Origin of the sequence: Agrobacterium sp. BT-220-3 (assembly GCF_025910175.1) — a bacterium.
In the GTDB taxonomy this organism is placed as follows: domain Bacteria; phylum Pseudomonadota; class Alphaproteobacteria; order Rhizobiales; family Rhizobiaceae; genus Agrobacterium; species Agrobacterium oryzihabitans.
This window is the reverse complement of sequence record NZ_JAPAIX010000011.1, coordinates 115,171-131,483: the sequence shown is the minus strand read 5'-3', so window position 1 is coordinate 131,483 and position 16,313 is coordinate 115,171. Positions and strand designations below refer to the sequence as shown.

At 60.1% G+C, this 16,313-nt stretch carries 15 protein-coding genes and 1 pseudogene; 11 read left to right on the top strand and 5 right to left on the bottom strand.

Features of this window, described 5'->3' with window-relative positions; genetic code table 11:
* From OK142_RS21525 to OK142_RS21515, 3 genes and pseudogenes are all read right to left on the bottom strand, one after another.
* Positions 1-118, bottom strand: a pseudogene (locus tag OK142_RS21525) (sugar ABC transporter permease); the annotation flags it as partial.
* A 65-nt stretch (positions 119-183) separates the two neighbouring features.
* Positions 184-1,461, bottom strand: a complete 1,278-nt coding sequence (locus tag OK142_RS21520) for a D-tagatose-bisphosphate aldolase, class II, non-catalytic subunit (protein WP_216332385.1) — start codon at positions 1,459-1,461, stop codon at positions 184-186.
* The gene (locus OK142_RS21515) at positions 1,458-2,465 is read right to left on the bottom strand and encodes a tagatose kinase (protein ID WP_498685063.1); all 1,008 of its coding nucleotides are present in this window, start codon (positions 2,463-2,465) and stop codon (positions 1,458-1,460) included. The genes OK142_RS21520 and OK142_RS21515 overlap by 4 nt, the downstream gene beginning before the upstream one ends.
* A gap of 365 nt (positions 2,466-2,830) precedes the next feature.
* Between OK142_RS21515 and OK142_RS21510 the strand changes: the two genes are divergently transcribed.
* From OK142_RS21510 to OK142_RS21465, 10 genes are all read left to right on the top strand, one after another.
* On the top strand, positions 2,831-4,036 hold the full coding sequence (locus tag OK142_RS21510) for an ABC transporter substrate-binding protein (protein ID WP_498685070.1): 1,206 nt from the start codon (positions 2,831-2,833) through the stop codon (positions 4,034-4,036).
* 316 nt (positions 4,037-4,352) lie between these two features.
* On the top strand, positions 4,353-5,123 hold the full coding sequence (locus OK142_RS21505) for a galactitol 2-dehydrogenase (RefSeq protein WP_313609467.1): 771 nt from the start codon (positions 4,353-4,355) through the stop codon (positions 5,121-5,123).
* 16 nt (positions 5,124-5,139) lie between these two features.
* Positions 5,140-6,150: a D-altritol 5-dehydrogenase gene (locus OK142_RS21500; protein ID WP_498685060.1), complete on the top strand. Its 1,011-nt coding sequence runs from the start codon at positions 5,140-5,142 to the stop codon at positions 6,148-6,150.
* 116 nt (positions 6,151-6,266) lie between these two features.
* Positions 6,267-7,280, top strand: a complete 1,014-nt coding sequence (locus OK142_RS21495; RefSeq protein WP_003499958.1) for a LacI family DNA-binding transcriptional regulator — start codon at positions 6,267-6,269, stop codon at positions 7,278-7,280.
* A 262-nt stretch (positions 7,281-7,542) separates the two neighbouring features.
* On the top strand, positions 7,543-8,901 hold the full coding sequence (locus tag OK142_RS21490; RefSeq protein ID WP_498685057.1) for an NAD(P)H-dependent oxidoreductase: 1,359 nt from the start codon (positions 7,543-7,545) through the stop codon (positions 8,899-8,901).
* A gap of 17 nt (positions 8,902-8,918) precedes the next feature.
* A complete protein-coding gene (locus OK142_RS21485; RefSeq protein ID WP_003499956.1) occupies positions 8,919-9,221 on the top strand; it encodes a putative quinol monooxygenase in 303 nt (100 codons plus the stop codon).
* 12 nt (positions 9,222-9,233) lie between these two features.
* Complete coding sequence (locus OK142_RS21480) at positions 9,234-10,136, top strand: NAD(P)-dependent oxidoreductase (protein WP_498685054.1); 903 nt, start codon at positions 9,234-9,236, stop codon at positions 10,134-10,136.
* A 21-nt stretch (positions 10,137-10,157) separates the two neighbouring features.
* Positions 10,158-11,153, top strand: a complete 996-nt coding sequence (locus OK142_RS21475) for a DctP family TRAP transporter solute-binding subunit (RefSeq protein ID WP_046800386.1) — start codon at positions 10,158-10,160, stop codon at positions 11,151-11,153.
* Positions 11,154-11,208: 55 nt separating this feature from the next.
* A complete protein-coding gene (locus tag OK142_RS21470) occupies positions 11,209-11,757 on the top strand; it encodes a TRAP transporter small permease (protein ID WP_052820014.1) in 549 nt (182 codons plus the stop codon).
* Positions 11,754-13,034, top strand: coding sequence for a TRAP transporter large permease (locus tag OK142_RS21465; RefSeq protein ID WP_498685052.1), 1,281 nt, complete (start codon positions 11,754-11,756; stop codon positions 13,032-13,034). The genes OK142_RS21470 and OK142_RS21465 overlap by 4 nt, the downstream gene beginning before the upstream one ends.
* Positions 13,035-13,049: 15 nt before the next feature.
* On the opposite strand, the gene OK142_RS21460 is transcribed toward OK142_RS21465, so the two are convergent.
* Together OK142_RS21460 and OK142_RS21455 are read right to left on the bottom strand one after the other, a co-directional pair.
* A complete protein-coding gene (locus tag OK142_RS21460; RefSeq protein ID WP_003499946.1) occupies positions 13,050-13,952 on the bottom strand; it encodes a LysR substrate-binding domain-containing protein in 903 nt (300 codons plus the stop codon).
* A 90-nt stretch (positions 13,953-14,042) separates the two neighbouring features.
* Positions 14,043-15,239 (bottom strand): MFS transporter, encoded by a 1,197-nt coding sequence (locus tag OK142_RS21455; RefSeq protein ID WP_003499944.1) that lies wholly within the window; start codon positions 15,237-15,239, stop codon positions 14,043-14,045.
* 124 nt (positions 15,240-15,363) lie between these two features.
* Here OK142_RS21455 and OK142_RS21450 point away from each other — a divergent pair, with 124 nt between their 5' ends.
* A complete protein-coding gene (locus tag OK142_RS21450; protein WP_498685049.1) occupies positions 15,364-16,218 on the top strand; it encodes an AraC family transcriptional regulator in 855 nt (284 codons plus the stop codon).
* Positions 16,219-16,313: the final 95 nt, after the last annotated feature.

Here is a 16,313-nt window from a genome sequence, read left to right as displayed (position 1 = left end):
AGTTCTGGAACGAGAACCACAGCGTCATCGCCAGGGGAACGATCATCCACACCAGCAATAACAGCACCGATGGCGCAAGCATCACCCGCGCAAGACCGCTCGTGTTTCGGGTTGCCATTGGTAGTTCCCTCCCTGACCATCCCCGCAACGTCTCCGCCGGGGCATCCTAATTCAACGATTGCCTCAGTGGCGACCTTCGCCCGTCGCCGCATGGTAGGTCGCCAGCACCTGATCCACCGCCGCGACCAGAACCTCCTCCATATCCTTGCCCGCAACCGTGGCGAGCGGCAACTCGCCGAGATATTGGCGCAGCAGCGTTTCGGGAATTGTCTTCCCTTCAAGCGCCTTATGCAAGGCGGAAACGGCCGCGAGCGCCTCCGGCCTCGTCCAGTAATAGCGGATTCGATCACTGTAGCTGTAGTGGCGCTGCAATCTGAGCGTGATGTCATCACCATGGTAATGACCCTGCCAGTCGCCGGGTGCGCCGAGCATCAGCTTTTCCATGGTCCGCGCCAGCGGCCGCTCGCCATAATCGCCGACCATCTCGGATGCGATCATATCGAGAGCATAAAGCGCCTCTCGATAAGCGAAAGTCAGGCCAGGACCGACTTTCAGGATCGGATATCCATCGCGCACCAGAGCGGCTAGCGCTGGTCTCGTCTGATAATCCGTCGAATGTGCCTCGAAGACCAGTTGCGGTTCGCCGTCCAGCACCGCGCTGAGCGCCGTGGCTGCCTGCGGATCATAAGCAACGACATTGTCGCTGCCGAATTCCACGCCGGGCTGCACGACGAAGGCGATGACCCGTTCGAACGCATCGGAAAGATCGTGCTGTGCGAATATCTCGCGGTGAAGATCGATGGTCTGGCGCGCCGCCTGCGGCTCCGTGGGTGCCACCGTGTCGAGCACGTGATCGGCGCCGCCCGGCACCGGCACTTCGGTGCCGAGAATGTAGAGCGGTTTCGGCAGGCCGGCATCGGTGGCGGCCTTTTCTGAGACGGCCGCGAGTTTCGCGGCGCGGTTGGCAATCGTCACGTCATCCAACGCCGCCGGCTCGCCGGCGCAGCCCATCGATGCATCCAGATGAATCTTGCGAAAACCCGCTGTTACATAGGCTTCGACCATGGTGGCGGCCTTTGTCAGCGCATCCTCGGCTTTCTCCCTGCGCCAGGGATTGGGGCCGAGATGATCGCCGCCGAAAATCAGCAGCTCTGAGGGCAGTCCTTCTTCCTGCGCAATGGCGTTGACGAAGGCAACGAAGTCGCGCGGGGTCATGCCGGTATAACCGCCGAGGTGATTGACCTGATTGCAGGTCGCCTCAATCAACACGGCTGTTTGACTGGCGGCGGCGCGGCGGATCGCGGCGCGCAGAACAACGGGGTGGGCGGAGCAGACCGAGGTGATACCCGCGGGCTTGCCGGCGCGGCGCGCGGCGGCAAGGTTTTCCAATATGCCGGTCATCGGGCTTCTCCGGAAGTTTGTGCGGCCAGGAAGGCGTCGAGTTCGGAAAGGCTGGCGGCGCCCTCCATCGGGCCGCGCCTGATAACGTTGTGCGCGCCTGATGCATTGGCATAAGCGAGCGCCTTTTCGGGATGCATGCCGAGGCGGCGGCAGGTGAGATAGGTTGCGCCGAAACAGTCGCCCGCACCGGTCGGGTCGATTTCGGTGACCGTCAGCCCGGGGGCGTCGATGCGGCCATGGGCGCGGCTGAAGTGGCTTGCCCCGCCGGCACCGCGTTTCAGCACGATCTCGCCGATACCGGAGGCGAGGAGCTTTTCTATCGCTGCGTTCTCATCATCAAGACCGGAGGCTGCCTGAAGTTCTTCGCCGGAAGGCAGCAGAAGGTCGGTGACACCAAGGAGATCATCGATCAGCTTGCGACCCTCATTGCCCTGCACCAGCTCCTTGCGGATGTTCGGATCGAAAGATACCGAGCCGCCGCGCGCCTTGACGCTTTTGATCGCCTCCAGAATGATCTCGCCGATACCGGCAATCGCAAATGCCGATCCCATGACGTGCACATGACCCGCCTGTTCGATGAGAGCCTTTGCTTCAACCGTCATGCGCGTTTCGCGCGCCGCCGAATGGGCGATATTGAAAACGAAGTCCCGCGCGCCGTTCTCCCTGTAGCGGACAAAAGCGCTGCCGGTCGGCCGGTCCTCTATGGTGGCGATGGCCGATATGTCGACGCCGTCGCGGCGCAGCCGTTCGATGTTGAGGCGGCCGAAATCGTCATCGCCCACCGCCGCGATGATGCCGGCGGTTCCGCCGCAGCGTGCCACCTGATCGATGAAGATGGCGGGTGCGCCGCTCGGGAAAGGGCCGATCAGCGATTGTGGCTCCAGAAAGCCGTCGCCCGCCGTCGTCGCCATGATTTCCACGAGGATTTCACCCGCCGTAATCGTCGGGCCCTTCGCGTGCGGCGCCAGTGCGGATACCTGCCTCATCGTCTCCTCCATATGCATTCGGCTCCATCCATGCGGGGTGCAAACCCCCGGCATCGCGGCTCTGTTGTTTTTCGGATAGCAGTTAAAATTTACGCGCGTCAAGATATTGTTTGGCAGAAATTTTGTTGCAACGCAGCAAGTGAAATTGGTATGGCAATAATTTTTAGTGCTATTATTGGCGTTAAAACAAACGATTAGGGTAATATGCCCGTATGTTCTCGCGTCATCGTTTATTTTTGGATGTTGACAAGTGGCGTGAGTTTGCGAGATAAAAATTTACGCATGTATTGTTATGCGTGGACATCCGTAAAGGAGGAGCGGGCCTTTTGGCCGGACTTGCGCAGGCGGAAGAAATCAACATCGCCACCGTCAACAATGGCGACATGATCATCATGCAGAAGCTTTCCAGCGCCTGGGAGAAGGAAACAGGCAACAAGATCAACTGGATCGTGCTGGAAGAGAATGTCCTGCGCGAACGCGTCACCACCGATATCGCCACCAATGGCGGCCAGTTCGACATCATGACCATCGGCGGATACGAAGCGCCGATCTGGGGCAAGCAGGGCTGGCTGGCGCCGGTTGATGATCTCGGCGACGATTACGATTACGCCGATCTGCTCGATCCGATCAAAAAGGGCCTGACGGTGGACGGCAAGCTTTATGCCGTGCCGTTTTATACCGAGAGCTCGTTCACCCTTTACCGCAAGGACTTGTTCGACGCTGCCGGCCTGAAAATGCCTGACAATCCGAGCTACGACCAGATCAAGGATTTCGCCGCCAAGCTGACCGACAAGTCGAAGCAGCAATATGGCATTTGCCTGCGCGGCAAGCCGGGCTGGGGCGAGAACATGGCTTTCCTCGGCACCATGATCAACACCTATGGCGGCCGCTGGTTCGACATGGACTGGAAGCCGCAGCTGACGAGCGAGCCGTGGAAAAAGGCGATCTCGGATTATGTGGCGCTGATGACCTCCTACGGCCCGCCCGGTGCGGCAGCCAACGGCTTCAACGAGAACCAGACGCTGTTTTCATCCGGCCGCTGCGCCATGTGGATCGACGCTACCTCGGCTGCGGGCCGGGTCTATGATCCCAAGCAGAGCCAGGTTGCCGACAAGACTGCTTTCACGCGCGCTCCGGTGGAGGCAACGCCGAACGGCTCCAGCTGGTCGTGGTCGTGGAACCTTGCAATCCCGAACACTTCCAAGAAGCTCGAAACCGCCAAGTCCTTCGTCAAATGGGCGACCTCGAAGGATTACGTGAAGACGGTTGGCGAAAGCGAAGGCTGGGTCGCGGTGCCGCCCGGCACGCGCAAATCCACCTATGACCTGCCGGAATACAAGAAGGCGGCGCCATTTGCGGATACGGTGCTGAAAGCCATCATGTCGGCTGACCCGTCCAAACCGACCAAGGATCCGGTTCCCTATACCGGCGTGCAGTTCGTCGCCATTCCGGAATTCCAGTCCATCGGCACGATTGTCGGCCAGCAGATCGCGGCAGCCCTTTCCGGCCAGCAGACCGTGGATGCGGCGCTCGAAGGCGCGCAGAAACAGGTCGAGCGTGACATGACCCGCGCGGGCTACATCAAGTAGCCGCGTCCTCCCGGCGTGCCGCCCGTTCGTCACTTTGGCGGCGGGCGGCATGGGTGGGGCTGTCGCACCCGCCGCCCTCATTCCTGTGCTTGTCACAGGAATCCACCCAGCCCAAGTCTTTGGGCTGAAAAGGACTCTCTCGCCACGCAGACGCGCGTCGGCTGGATTCCTGTGACAAGCACAGGAATGAGGGGGTGTAGGGCGTGCTGTCACATCTAATCGTTACCCGGTGTTCCGTGTTCGCGGTTGCCGGAAAAATTGCATCTGACAACAAGCGAGCATGGCCAAGTACCTGCCATGCATCACGGAGATCGACATGAGATTGAAGAACAAGGTCGCGCTGATTACCGGCGCTGCCCGCGGCATCGGCCTTGGTTTTGCGCAGGCTTTCGCCGATGAGGGCGCAAAGGTCATCATCGCCGATATCGATATTGCCAGGGCGACTGCCTCCGCCGCCGCTATCGGCCCTTCCGCCAAGGCCGTACGGCTCGACGTGACTGACCTTGGTCAGATCGACGCCGTGGTGAAGGCGGTGGATGAGGAATTCGGCGGCATCGATATTCTCGTCAACAATGCCGCGATCTTCGACATGGCCCCGATCAATGGCATTACCGAACAGAGTTATGAGCGGGTCTTCGACATCAATCTCAAGGGACCGCTGTTCATGATGAAGGCCGTCTCCAATGTCATGATCGAGCGGGCGCGCGGCGGCAAGATCATCAATATGGCGAGCCAGGCCGGCCGGCGCGGCGAAGCGCTCGTCACGCTTTATTGCGCCTCCAAGGCCGCGATCATTTCCGCCACGCAGTCGGCGGCGCTGGCGCTCGTCAAGCACGGCATCAATGTCAACGCCATTGCACCCGGCGTGGTGGATGGTGAGCATTGGGAAGTGGTCGATGCGGAATTCGCCAAATGGGAAGGCCTGAAGCCGGGTGAGAAGAAGGCGGCAGTGGCGAAATCCGTGCCGATCGGCCGTTTTGCGACGCCTGATGACATCAAGGGGCTGGCGGTTTTCCTCGCCTCTTCCGACAGCGACTATATTCTCGCCCAGACATATAATGTCGACGGCGGCAACTGGATGAGCTGAAAAGCCGGAGATGACCATGCATGCCATTCAATTCATCGAGAAGGGACAGGCCGTTCTGGCGGAAGTTCCCGTTGCCGATCTGCCGCCGGGCCATGCGCTCGTGCGCGTCAAGGCTTCGGGGCTTTGCCACACCGATATCGATGTGCTTCACGCGCGTTACGGCGACGGTGCCTTTCCGGTTATTCCGGGGCATGAATATGCCGGTGAAGTCGCGGCCGTGGCCGCCGATGTAACGAGCATAAAGACCGGTGACCGGGTGGTGGTCGATCCCAATCTGCCCTGCGGCACCTGCCCGAGCTGCCGTAAGGGGCTGACCAATCTTTGCAGCACGCTGAAGGCCTATGGTGTTTCCCATAATGGCGGTTTTGCGGAATTCAGCGTGGTGCGCGCCGATCATCTGCACGGCATCGGCTCCATGCCCTATCATGTCGCCGCACTTGCCGAACCGCTCGCCTGCGTCGTCAACGGCATGCAGAGTGCGGGCATCGGCGAGAGCGGGCCGGTGCCAGACAACGCCCTTGTTTTCGGTGCAGGTCCCATCGGCCTGCTGCTTGCTTTGTCGCTGAAAGCGCGCGGCATCGAGACGGTGACGATTGCCGATATCAACGAAAGCAGACTGGCCTTCGCCGAAGAACTCGGCCTTCAGGCAGCGGTTTCCGGGTCTGAAGCGCTGCTCCGGCAACAGAAGGCGTTCGATTTCGTCGCGGATGCGACCGGCATCGCGGCTGTTGCGGAAGCGATGATCCCGCTGGTTGCCGATGGCGGCACGGCGCTGTTCTTCGGCGTTTGCGCGCCGGATGCCCGCATTTCGGTTGCGCCCTTCGAAATCTTTCGCCGTCAGCTGAAGCTTGTCGGCTCGCATTCGCTGAACCGCAACATACCGCAGGCGCTCGCCATTCTGGAAACGGATGGCGATATCATGGCGCGGCTGGTGTCGCACCGGCTGCCGCTTTCGGAGATGTTGCCGTTCTTTACGAAAAAGCCGTCCGATCCCGCCACGATGAAAGTGCAATTTGCAGCCGAATGATCGTTTGGCCGTTGATAACCGTATTCGACCGGCTTTTCGTGCGAAGGCCGGTCGATATAGAGTACCACATGTAATATTTCATGGGGGCAAGCACTTTGGCCAAATCTATCAGGACGATGGAAGAGTTCTCGGAATTCGTCGGCCTTTCCCGCCCGACCGTTTCGAAATACTTCAATGATCCGGCCTCGGTCCGCAAGAAGACGCGGGATGCCATCGAGGATGCGCTGAAGAAATCGGGCTTCCGGCCCAATATTTTCGCCGTCAACCTCAACCGCCGCCGCTCCAATATCATCGGCATCATCATTCCGAACTCGACCGACCCGTTCTACATGGCGTTGACGAGCCGTATCGAACTCATCGCCAACGAGGCTGGCTTTCTTGCCTTCGTGCTGTCGTCGGATGGCAAGGCGGAAATCGAAGACCGTGCCATCCGCACCTTCAAGTCGATGAATGTCGCAGGCGCGATCATCGCCCCGCTCGGCGTCAAATCCCACCGCGCCACGCTCGAACAGCTGGGGGCCAGCATTCCGATCGTTTATGTCGATTCGCCGCTCGATGAGACCTCGGCCTTTGTCGGCACCGACAACCGCCAGAGTGTCGGCCTGATGGTGGACTACCTCTGCCGCTCGGGTGAGCCGCCCTGTTTCTTCGATATGCCGCAGGTCAACACCAACGCGGCGACGCGCCGCACCGCCTATGTTGAGGCCATGCAGCGCCTCGGTTTCGAACCGCATGTGCTCAACGTTCCCGATATCGTTACCTGGGATTTCGAGCGTTTCGCCTTTGACGAAGCTGGCCGGCTGCTGGACCGAAGGGAGCTTCTGCCGTCGCGCACCATCCTGTGCTCGAACGACCGTATCGCCTTCGGCGTCATTGCCGCCGCCTTTCAGAAGGGCATCAAGGTCGGCCATGGGGCGGATTACGACCTCAGGGTCGCCGGCCATGACGATCATCCACTGTCGCGTTATGCCTGCCCGCCAATTACCACGGTGGCACAGAATTATAACGAGATCGGCAGGCTGTCGATCGAGCTTCTGTTGCAGAAGCTGAATGAAGAGGCGGATGACACGACGCGGATGCGGGAACGCATCCTTCTCAGTGCCGATCTGATGTTGCGCAAATCGGCCTGAAGGCTTGTTAGAAAAATTAAACAAAAAATCTTATTTTCTAAATAGAACTAATATTTGAACACTCCTACTCTGCTCCCAAGGTTGCTTTGGGAGGCGACCGCGAGAACCGGCGCAAAGGCGTGCCGGTATCCGGGAGGAACGCAGAAACGTCGTGTTGTCGGTGCCGCGAGGGGGAAGCCTTCGTAGCCTCGGTATCGCATGGCCTTCGCCGGGAAGCCTGGGTTCTCTCGCCAGCAATTTCCCCAGCGAAGGATGTCAAAACATGAACCTCTATTCTCTTCTGTCGCAGCGTGCAGCCGGTGGTAAGCCCGTGCGGGTCGGTCTCATCGGCGCTGGCAAGTTCGGCTCCATGGTGCTGGCGCAGGCGCAGCGCATTGCCGGTTTCCACATGGTCGCCGTCGCCGATCTCAACGTTGGCAAGGCAAGGGAATCGCTGGGCCGGGTCGGCTGGGCCAAGGAGCGTTATGACGCGACGAGCTGCGCCGATGCGCTGAAGAGCGGCAAGACCTATGTGACGGACGATGTGAACGAGCTTTTCGCCTGCGGCGAGATCGAATGCGTGATCGAGGCGACCGGCCATCCGCTTGCCGGCGCTCGCCATGCGCTTGGCGCCATCGACCACAACAAACATGTCGTCATGGTCAATGTCGAAGCCGACGTCATGGTCGGGCCGATCCTTGCCGAAAAGGCACGTGCCAAGGGCCTGATCTATTCCATGGCTTACGGCGACCAGCCGGCGCTGATCTGCGAACTGGTTGATTGGGCGCGCGCCACCGGCTTCGAGGTCGTTTCCGCCGGCAAGGGCATGAATTTCGAGCCACGCTATCGTTATTCGACGCCCGACACGGTCTGGAGCTATTTCGGCTGGACCGACGAAGAGGTGGCCAAGGGCGACTTCAATCCCAAAATGTACAATTCCTTCACCGACGGCACCAAGGCGGCCATCGAGATGGCGGCCGTCGCCAATGGCACGGGACTGGATTGCCCGGATGACGGTCTGGCCTTCCCGCCCGCAGGCCTGCATGATCTCGCCCGCGTCTTCCGCCCCGCTGCCGATGGCGGCCGCATGTCGCGCTCCGGTCTCGTGGACATTGCCGCAAGCCAGGAGCCGGATGGCCGCGAGGTGTTCAACAACATCCGCTACGGCGTTTTCGTCACCTTCAAGGCGCATAATGAATATGCCCGCGCCTGCTTTAAGCAATATGGCCTGCTGACCGATCCTTCAGGCTGGTACGCTTCCATGTGGCGTCCGTTCCACATCATCGGTCTTGAAACATCGATCAGCGTGCTTTCGGCCGTGCTGCGCAACGAAGCGACCGGTTGCTCAAAGGAATTTCGCGGCGATGCCGTCGCCACGGCGAAGAAGGATATGCAGCCCGGCGAGATGCTGGATGGTGAGGGCGGTTACGCGGTGTGGGCCAATGCGATCCCGGCCACCCGCAGCCTCGACATCAAGGCGCTGCCGATCGGCCTTGCCCATAACGTCAAGCTGAAGCGCGCCATCAAAAAGGATCAGATCGTCAGTTTCGACGATGTGGAACTGGTGAGTGATCTGGATGTGGTGAAGCTTCGCCAAAATATGGAAAACCAGTTCCGCCCGCAAAAAGACGCTGCGGCGTGATGGGCGGAGAACGGGACATGTCGAATGGAGCTTTCGTGGTGATCGCGGAATTCCGCGTCAAACCTGACGCGATGGATGCCTTTCTGGACGCGGCGCGCGATGATGCCACCCATTCGGTTCAGGACGAACCGGGTTGCCGGCAATTCGACGTTGTGCGGCCGGAAGCTGGAAACAACGTGGTGTTCTATGAGGTCTATGACAGCCGTGAGGCTTTCGACGATCATCTGAAAACACCGCATCTCGACCGGTTTCGCGAGGCGTTTCCCGCCCTCATCGAAGAAGAATTGCCGGTGCGTTTCCTGAACCGGCAATGGCTTTGAAGGATGCAGAAAATGCAGGACATCCGCGAGATCGCCGTCATCGGCACCGGCATCATGGGCGCACCCATGGCAACGCGTCTGGCTGAAGCCGGTTTCTCGGTCAAGGCCTGGAACCGTAGTGCTGAAAAAGCCGCTATTCTGGCGGAAAATGGCGTGAAGCCGGCGGCGACAGCCGCCGACGCCGTGGCGAAGGCGGATGTCGTGCTCTGCATGCTGAGTTCCGGCCCGGTCTGTAACGAGGTGCTCCTCGGCACCTCGGGTGTCGTTTCAGCCATGAAGCCCGGTGCGGTTCTTCTGGTGATGAGTTCCATTCCCGTCGATGACGCGGTGGAACAGGCGGCGGCGGCCAGGGCTTGCGCTATCAGATATGTCGATGCCCCGGTTTCCGGCGGTGAAAAGGGAGCGATCGAAGGAACGCTCGCGATCATGGCCGGAGGAGAACAGGCGGATGTGGAGGCGTTGAGGCCGCTATTCGATTGCCTTGGCCGCGTCACCCATGTCGGTCCGGTGGGCTGCGGCTCGCTGGCCAAGCTCGCCAACCAGCTGATCGTGGCTTCCACGATCTGCGCTGTCGCGGAGGCCCTTACGCTTGTCGAAGAGGGCGGCGCCGACCCGGCGCAGGTAAGGCAGGCTTTACTTGGCGGCTTCGCCGATTCCACCGTTTTCCGCCAGCACGGGAAACGCATGGTGGAGGGCGATTTCCGCCCCGGCGGGCCGGCAAAATATCAGCTGAAGGATACATCCACGGCGCTGGCCTTTGCCAAAAGCCGCGGCCTGAAACTACCGGTCGGCGAGGAGGTTGACCGGCTGTTCCGTTCCATGGTCGAGCATGGTGCGGGCGAGCTTGATCACAGCGGTGTGATCCTTGAAATTAAGCGCATGAATGCGTTCGGAGGAACGCTCGAAACTGTTTAGAGACAACAAAGGGAGGAACACATGAAAATTTCAAAACTTTACGGGCTGGCTCTCGCCGCCACCATGCTGGTTGCATCGATCGCTCAGGCGGAAACGCTCACACTTTCGACGCCGGATCCGGACAATTCCGAAATTACGCTCGCGGCCAACAAGTTCGCCGAGCTGGTGTCCGCCAAGACAAATGGCGAAGTCACCGTCAAGGTCTTCCCGAACGGCTCGCTTTACGGCGGTGATCCATCGGGCGCCGTGAAGCAATTGGCAGGCGGTTCGCTCGACATGCTGCTGCTTGCCACATCGCTTTATGCGAATTTCGACCCGCGTTTTTCGGCGATTTCCATTCCCTATCTTTTTGACGATGAAGAACAGCTTCGCACCTATCTGGAAGGTGAGCAGGGCAAGGAGCTGATCGCTGGACTGGAAAAGATCGGCATCAAGGCGGTGGATCTGTGGCCGCGCCCTTTCCGCCAGATGACCAATTCCAAGCGCCCGATAACCTCGCCGGATGATCTCAAGGGTTTGAAGTTCCGCGTTCCCAACAATCCGCTCTGGGTGGAATTCTTCAAGAAGATGGGCGCCGCACCGACGCCGCTCGCCTTTGCCGAGGTTTATAACGCCCTGCAGCTGAAGGTCGTCGACGGGCAGGAAAACCCCATCAACGTCCCATTGTCGGCGAAATTCTACGAGGTGCAGAAATACGTCTCGATCACCAACCATATGGGTGACGGCTGGGTTCTGGGCATCAGCCCCGCCAAGTTCAACGCCCTGAGCGATGCACACAAGGCGGCCGTCGAGGAGGCGGCGAAGGAAGCGGAAGTGTGGAAGGTGCAAAACGACGCCTCGAGCGCCGAAGCGACGATCGCCGAACTGCAGAAACACGGAATGGAGATCAATCGCCTGACGCCGGAGCAGCAGAAGGCGTTCGTGGAAGTCTCAAAGGGCCTCTATCCCGTCTTTGCCGGGCTGGTGAAGGATCAGGCTTTCTTTGACAAGACCATTGCCGCCGTCGGCAAGAAGTAAGGCCATCAGGTCTTCCGGGCCGGCGCGCAGCCGGTCCGGTTGGGAGGACAGGTTTATGGACGAAACGTCATCATTTTTCGGCAGGGTCATCAGATTGGCGACCGACGTGCTGGCCGGTTTGGCCGCTATCGGGGTTCTGGCCGTCGTGCTTTTGCAGGTGTCGACCCGAATGTGGGGCACTCCGGTCTCCTGGACGGAGGAAGCGACACGGTATCTTTTCATATGGATGGTGTTCCTGGGCGTGGCGGGCAGCTTCCGCACCGCCGACATGGCGCGGGTAACGGTGTTCATCGCGCTGATGCCGGCCTGTGTGCGGCGTCTCGCGCTGCCCATCTACGTCGTGTCGTCGGTCGTCTTTTTCGGCCTGATGATCTGGACGGGCTGGACGCTGGTGCGCCAGCAATATGTGATGAATGAAGCCGCCGCGACGCTTGCCACGCCGATGTGGATGATCGGCATCATCATTCCGCTCAGCGCGGCTCTCGGCATTGCCGCCATCGTGGAATCCCTGCGCCAGCATCGCGACCGCATTGAACTGCCGGAAGGCCTGCAACCTCTCGCCGATGCCGATCTGGTCGTTGGAAATATGGAGAAACGGCCATGAGCCTGACGCTGCTTGGACTTTTCCTTCTCATGAGCGCCTTCGGCGTTCCGCTTGCCGTTGCGCTCGGTCTGGCAAGCCTGGCTTCCATCGCGCTCTATACGTCGATGCCGATGGACCTTCTGGCCCAAACCATGTTTTCGGGCATGAACTCCTTCCTTCTGGTTGCGGTGCCGCTTTTCATTCTTGTCGGCGTCCTGATGGAACGGGGCAAGGTCGCCGAACGGCTGTTCGACTTTGCCGAGGCGATTGTCGGCTGGCTTCCAGGCGGTCTCGGCCACGTAAACGTCGCCTCGTCGGTGATTTTCGGCGGTGTTTCCGGTTCGTCCGTCGCAGACATCGCCTCCATCGGGGCAATCGAGATCAAGGCCATGGAGCGTCATGGTTTCCCGAAGGGATACGCCGTTGGACTGACGCTTTGCACATCCACGCTTTCTTCCATCATCCCGCCGTCGATCCTCATCGTCATCGCCGGTTCCGTTGCCAATGCCTCCATCGGAACCCTGCTCGTGGCGGGGCTGGTGCCGGGATTGTTCCTCGCCTTCGTATTCATGATCTTCAATCACATCTACGCGGTGCGCAACGGCTTCAACCCGCCGACGCCTTTTAATGTTCGTCGTGTCGTGACCACGGGCCTTGCGGCCATTCTGCCGATGCTGACGCCCGTCATCCTGCTGATCGGCATTGTAGATGGATATTTCACGCCAACAGAAGCGGCTGGCATTGCCGTTGTCTACACGCTGTTTCTGTCGGTGATACTTTACCGGACGATCCCGTTTTCGGCGCTGCTTGGCATTTTCATGGAAACAGCACGGACATCTGGCTCGATCCTCTTTATAGCGGCAACGGCGAAACTGGCTGCCTGGGTCTTCACCTTCGATGGCTTGCCGGCGCAGGTCGCAGTCTTCCTTGGCCACATCAGCACCGGGCCTACGATGGCAATGGTTCTGATATTCTTCTTCCTCATTGTCGTCGGCATGTTCATGGATGCGATTGCAGCGATGTTCATTCTCATCCCGGTGCTTATGCCGCCGGCCGTATCGCTCGGGGTCGATCCGATACATTTCCTGATCGTCATGGTCATTACCCTGACGCTCGGGCTTGTCACACCCCCGGTTGGCGTGTGCCTGTTCGCGGTCGCGCAGGTGGCGAAAATGTCGATCGAGGATGTGATCAAGGGTTCGCTCGCGCCCATGTCCATTCTGGTCGCCGCGATCTTCGCTCTGGTGCTCTTCCCGGATCTGACGCTTGCTCCTATCCGGCTCATGGGCCTCTATTGAGGCGATCAAACCAATCTAGTGACCCTGAGCGGGGCGACTTTTCCAGTCGTCCCGCTCTTTTCGCAACCAGTCGAGGAAAATCCGGACCTTTTTTTGCCTGAGATGGGCATGGGGGCAGACGATCCATTGCGTGACGAGCCTGATGCGGGGCGCATCGGGTACGGCGGCGATCAAAGCACCGCTTCGCAGCTCCTGCTCCATCATCAATGTGCTTTCCAGCGCCACTCCGATACCGAGTACGGCGGCATCGATCGCCATATGGCTACGATCGAAAAGAACCCGCCGCCAGCGCTTTTCTGCTGTCACGCCAGCCAGAGGGAACCAATGGTTCCATTGCGCCTGTGCCTTGACGGAATGAATCAGTCGCTGATTTTGCAACTCTTCGGGTGCATACGCACCTGCTCTCGGATAATTGGGCGAACAGACCGGCAGGAACTCCTCCTCCACCAGCCCCTCCACGAACAGGCCCGGCCAGCGGCCATCACCGTGGCGCAACTCTATATCGACAAGCTCCTGCGAAAAATCCGTGGGTTCGTTGGTGCCGTCGAGGCGCACTTCCAGTTCGGGATGCTCCTCCAGAAAAGAGCCGAGACGTGGCAGAAGCCATTTGTTGGAAATGGTCGGCGTCGCCCGGATTGTCAGCGTCGTCACCGAGCGAAAGCCGCGAATACTATCGGTGGCATCGGCGATCTGCTCGATCTGGGCGGTGATCATCGAGAAATAACGCTCGCCCGCCTCGGTCAGCGTCACCTTGCGCCCCGTTCGCGCCATCAGTGTCGTGCCAAGCTGGCCCTCCAGCAACTGGATCTGCTGGGAAACGGCCGACGGCGTCACGCTCAGCTCTTCCGCCGCCCGCGAAATGCTGCCAGCCCTTGCCGCAGCGTGAAAGACAAGGATCGATTTTATCGGTATCTGCATGGGGCTGGTCTTCGCTCAACGAATTACGGCAGTCACCTGTTGATTAACACAGGTGACTGCCGTGACGAAATGCTTGAGAGCGAAGGGCTTTTACCGGTGGCTTGGCAACTTTGGCAAAAGCACGGTCAACAGGCCGAGCAGCGGCATGTAGGAGCAGATGCGATAGACGAACTCGATGCCTTCCTTATCCGCATAGACGCCCAGAACCGCAGCCCCGATGCCGCCGAAGCCGAAGGCGAAACCGAAGAACATGCCGGCGATGAGGCCGACGCGTCCCGGCACCAGTTCCTGCGCGAACACCACGATGGCGGAGAAGGCCGAGGAGAACACGAAGCCGATGACGACGACGAGAATGGCGGTCCAGAACAGGTTCGCATAGGGCAGCATCAGCGCGAAGGGAATGACGCCGAGGATCGAGAACCAGATGACGACGCGCGAGCCGAAACGGTCACCGATCGGGCCGCCGAAGAACACGCCGAGCGCCGAGGCGCCGAGGAAGAGGAACAGCAGAACCTGCGCATCCTGTACGCCGAGCCCGAATTTCTCGATGGTGTAGAAGGTGAAGTAGCTGGAAAGGCTCGCGAGATAGGCGTTCTTGGTGGCGGTCAGAACAACCAGCACGGCAAGCGTCATCATCACGGTGCCGCGTGCCAGCGGCAGTGCACGGCTGACCGGAGCCTTGCCGACATTCGCGCGCCGGTGGCGGGTGTACCAGACGCCGACCCAGGACAAAACGGCGAAACCCAGAAGTGCGATCAGCGAGAACCAGCTGAGGCTGGACTGGCCAAGCGGGATGACGATGAAGGCGGCGAGCAGTGGGCCGATGGCCGTGCCGGTATTGCCGCCAACCTGGAAGAACGACTGCGCAAGGCCGTGGCGTCCGCCAGACGCCAGGCGCGCGACGCGCGAGGCTTCCGGATGGAAGATCGCCGAGCCGATGCCGATGAGGCAGGCGCCGATCACCAGAACCTCGAAGCTGTGGGCGAAAGCGAGCGTGATGAGGCCGGCGCAGGTGGACAGCATGGCGACGGGCAGGGAGAACGGCATGGGCCAGCGATCGGTCACCATGCCGACAACCGGCTGCAGCAGCGACGCCGTCACCTGGAAGGCAAAGGTCAGCAGCCCGATCTGCATGAAGTCGAGCGCATAATTGGCCTTCAGCAGCGGATAGAGCGACGTCAGCAGGGATTGCATGATGTCGTTGAGCATGTGGCAGAAGCTGGCAGCTGCTATGATTGAAAACGCCGTGCGTTGCGGGCTGAACCCGGCGCTGGTGACGGTGGCCATGATGTATCCTCTCCGAATTCCCGATGGAAGGGCGGGAAACGTGTCTTTATTTCTTTCCGCTTTTATTCATATTGTTTCTGGCCTGCATTTGTGTTCTGGACGATTTTCTTTGTGAGTGGGCCAAATGGTAAAAATCAAATCGCGGCAGCCTTCAAGCCTGGCGCAGGACGAACATGAGCGAAGCCTGAAATTGATCGACGGCACCAATGAACCGGTGCTGGCGCTTTGCCGCGTTTATCCCACGGGACACCGGACCCCGCCCCACAGCCACAGTCGCGTGCAGATCTGGTGTGCCCGTCAGGGTGTCGTGCTGGTCAGCACCGCAGACGGGCGCTGGATGATACCGCCCGGCCACGGGCTTCTCATTCCTGCCGGGCTGCAACATGAGGCCGAGACCATCTCCACGGTGGAGATGCACTCGATCTATGTCCATCCGGATCTGTTTCACGCCGAGACCCCAAGGGTCGTGGAGATAACCGATCTCGCCTCCAGCCTGATCTCGGAATTGCTGGGCGAGGAGCACCAGCCGGCCGCTTTCCACCGGCAGGGCCTTGTGCGGGCGCTGCTGCTGGATGAGGTGAACCGCCTGCCGGAACGGCCGCTCGGACTGCCTTTTCCCGATAATCAACGGCTGGCAGCACTCTGCCGGGATTTCCTCAAGAAGCCGGTGGCAAGGGTGGAGATCGATGACTGGGCGGCGGCCATGGGCATCAGTCGCCGCTCGTTTACGCGGCTGTTCCGCAAGGAACTGGGGTTGAGTTTCGTCACTTGGCGCCAGCAGGCCTGTATCTTCGCCTCCCTGCCGAGACTGGCGGCCGGCGAAGCGGTGACGAATGTGGCGCTGGATGCCGGTTATGAAAACATACCGGCTTTCACCACCATGTTCCGGCGAATGCTGGGCAGTTCACCAAGGGCCTATCGGCAGGCGGCGCGGCAGCGCGGGGGAGCTTTTTCCGACTTGGAAGATATAGGAGACTAGGCTTAACGCTCCTCATCCCTGTGCTTGTCACAGGGATCCAGCCAGCCCAAGTCTTTGGGCTGAAAGGACTCTTCCCGCCGCGCAGACGCGCGTCG

Excerpts from the sequence above, each read along its gene's own strand:
- OK142_RS21520 (WP_216332385.1), bottom strand. The coding sequence starts at position 1,461 with ATGACCGGCATATTGGAAAACCTTGCCGCCGCGCGCCGCGCCGGCAAG.
- OK142_RS21515 (WP_498685063.1), bottom strand. The coding sequence starts at position 2,465 with ATGCATATGGAGGAGACGATGAGGCAGGTATCCGCACTGGCGCCGCAC.
- OK142_RS21510 (WP_498685070.1), top strand. The coding sequence starts at position 2,831 with ATGATCATCATGCAGAAGCTTTCCAGCGCCTGGGAGAAGGAAACAGGC.
- OK142_RS21505 (WP_313609467.1), top strand. The coding sequence starts at position 4,353 with ATGAGATTGAAGAACAAGGTCGCGCTGATTACCGGCGCTGCCCGCGGC.
- OK142_RS21500 (WP_498685060.1), top strand. The coding sequence starts at position 5,140 with ATGCATGCCATTCAATTCATCGAGAAGGGACAGGCCGTTCTGGCGGAA.
- OK142_RS21495 (WP_003499958.1), top strand. The coding sequence starts at position 6,267 with ATGGAAGAGTTCTCGGAATTCGTCGGCCTTTCCCGCCCGACCGTTTCG.
- OK142_RS21490 (WP_498685057.1), top strand. The coding sequence starts at position 7,543 with ATGAACCTCTATTCTCTTCTGTCGCAGCGTGCAGCCGGTGGTAAGCCC.
- OK142_RS21485 (WP_003499956.1), top strand. The coding sequence starts at position 8,919 with ATGTCGAATGGAGCTTTCGTGGTGATCGCGGAATTCCGCGTCAAACCT.
- OK142_RS21480 (WP_498685054.1), top strand. The coding sequence starts at position 9,234 with ATGCAGGACATCCGCGAGATCGCCGTCATCGGCACCGGCATCATGGGC.
- OK142_RS21475 (WP_046800386.1), top strand. The coding sequence starts at position 10,158 with ATGAAAATTTCAAAACTTTACGGGCTGGCTCTCGCCGCCACCATGCTG.
- OK142_RS21470 (WP_052820014.1), top strand. The coding sequence starts at position 11,209 with ATGGACGAAACGTCATCATTTTTCGGCAGGGTCATCAGATTGGCGACC.
- OK142_RS21465 (WP_498685052.1), top strand. The coding sequence starts at position 11,754 with ATGAGCCTGACGCTGCTTGGACTTTTCCTTCTCATGAGCGCCTTCGGC.
- OK142_RS21460 (WP_003499946.1), bottom strand. The coding sequence starts at position 13,952 with ATGCAGATACCGATAAAATCGATCCTTGTCTTTCACGCTGCGGCAAGG.
- OK142_RS21455 (WP_003499944.1), bottom strand. The coding sequence starts at position 15,239 with ATGGCCACCGTCACCAGCGCCGGGTTCAGCCCGCAACGCACGGCGTTT.
- OK142_RS21450 (WP_498685049.1), top strand. The coding sequence starts at position 15,364 with ATGGTAAAAATCAAATCGCGGCAGCCTTCAAGCCTGGCGCAGGACGAA.